The organism is Oleiphilus sp. HI0125, from assembly GCF_001635355.1.
Genome location: NZ_LWGF01000378.1, coordinates 1 through 2,291, shown reverse-complemented (window position 1 = coordinate 2,291; position 2,291 = coordinate 1). Strand labels below are relative to the sequence as shown.

General features: G+C 48.1%; 1 protein-coding gene. It reads left to right on the top strand.

What is annotated here, in order from left to right; genetic code table 11:
• Positions 1–2,291: tandem-95 repeat protein (locus A3762_RS05215; RefSeq protein WP_156493254.1), on the top strand; the 2,291-nt coding region annotated here is incomplete at both ends.

The following is a 2,291-nucleotide window of genomic DNA, read 5'->3' as shown; positions in this document are numbered from 1 at the left end:
CCGAATGAGAACTTCAATGGTAATGTCACCGTCGACTTTACCGTGTCTGATGGTCAGGGTGGTACAGATACGGCCCAAGCGAATATTGTAGTTGTTCCGGTGAATGACCCGCCAGTTGCAGGGGATACGTCTTTCAGCATGAATGAGGACGGTACAATTACATTGACACCTGCACAGCTTTTGGCGAATTCAAGTGACGTTGAAGGTGATGTGAGTCTGCAAGGTGTGAGCTACTCAGGATCAGATGGAACGCTGAGTGCGAATGATGATGGCTCCTTTAGTTTTATTCCGAATGAGAATTTCAATGGCGACATTGTCCTCGATGTGGTTGTGCTAGATTCTGAGGGTGCGAGTGATACGGCCCAAGCGAATATCGTAGTTGTTCCTGTGAATGACCCGCCAGTTTCAGGTGACTTGGCGTATGCAATTGATGAGGATGGAAGTATCACACTGAGCCAAGAGCAGCTCTTGGCGCAAGCGAGTGATGTGGAGGGTGATACGCTCACGGCGTTGAATCTACAGACAGCCAATCCGGAACTGACGATTACAGATAATGGTGATGGGACGTTCACGCTGACACCGGCTGCAAACTTCAATGGTGATCTCGATATTAGTTTCGATGTATTCGATGGTGAAGCGACAGTTGCAGCCAATATTGATTTGACAGTGAACCCAGTGAATGATCTGCCGGTCGCGCAGGATCAGAATTTCCAGATGAACGAAGACGGGACGATCACGCTTACAGATGGGGATCTGTTAACGGGAGCGTCGGATGTTGATGGTGATACGCTGAGTATCTCAGATGTTGCATACACAGGTACGGATGGAATCTTCACCGATAATGGAGATGACACATATACCTTTGCACCGAATGAGAACTTCAATGGTAATGTCACCGTCGACTTTACCGTGTCTGATGGTCAGGGTGGTACAGATACGGCCCAAGCGAATATTGTAGTTGTTCCTGTGAATGACCCGCCAGTTGCAGGGGATACGTCTTTCAGCATGAATGAGGACGGTACAATTACATTGACACCTGCACAGCTTTTGGCGAATTCAAGTGACGTTGAAGGTGATGTGAGTCTGCAAGGTGTGAGCTACTCAGGATCAGATGGAACGCTGAGTGAGAATGATGATGGCTCCTTTAGTTTTATTCCGAATGAGAATTTCAATGGTGACATTGTCCTCGATGTGGTTGTGTTAGATGCTGAGGGTGCGAGTGATACGGCCCAAGCGAATATCGTAGTTGTTCCTGTGAACGACTTCCCTGTTTCAGGTAACTTGGCGTATGCAATTGATGAGGATGGAAGTATCACACTGAGCCAAGAGCAGCTCTTGGCGCAAGCGAGTGATGTGGATGGTGATACGCTCACGGCGTTGAATCTACAGACAGCCAATCCGGAACTGACGATTACAGATAATGGTGATGGGACGTTCACGCTGACACCGGCTGCAAACTTCAATGGTGATCTCGATATTAGTTTCGATGTATTCGATGGTGAAGCGACAGTTGCAGCCAATATCGATTTGACAGTGAACCCAGTGAATGATCTGCCGGTCGCGCAGGATCAGAATTTCCAGATGAACGAAGACGGGACGATCACGCTTACAGATGGGGATCTGTTAACGGGAGCGTCGGATGTTGATGGTGATACGCTGAGTATCTCAGATGTTGCATACACAGGTACGGATGGAATCTTCACCGATAATGGAGATGACACATATACCTTTGCACCGAATGAGAACTTCAATGGTAATGTCACCGTCGACTTTACCGTGTCTGATGGTCAGGGTGGTACAGATACGGCCCAAGCGAATATTGTAGTTGTTCCGGTGAATGACCCGCCAGTTGCAGGGGATACGTCTTTCAGCATGAATGAGGACGGTACAATTACATTGACACCTGCACAGCTTTTGGCGAATTCAAGTGACGTTGAAGGTGATGTGAGTCTGCAAGGTGTTAGCTACTCAGGATCAGATGGAACGCTGAGTGCGAATGATGATGGCTCCTTTAGTTTTATTCCGAATGAGAATTTCAATGGCGACATTGTCCTCGATGTGGTTGTGTTAGATGCTGAGGGTGCGAGTGATACGGCCCAAGCGAATATCGTAGTTGTTCCTGTGAACGACTTCCCTGTTTCAGGTAACTTGGCGTATGCAATTGATGAGGATGGAAGTATCACACTGAGCCAAGAGCAGCTCTTGGCGCAAGCGAGTGATGTGGATGGTGATACGCTCACGGCGTTGAATCTACAGACAGCCAATCCGGAACTGACGATTACAGATAATGG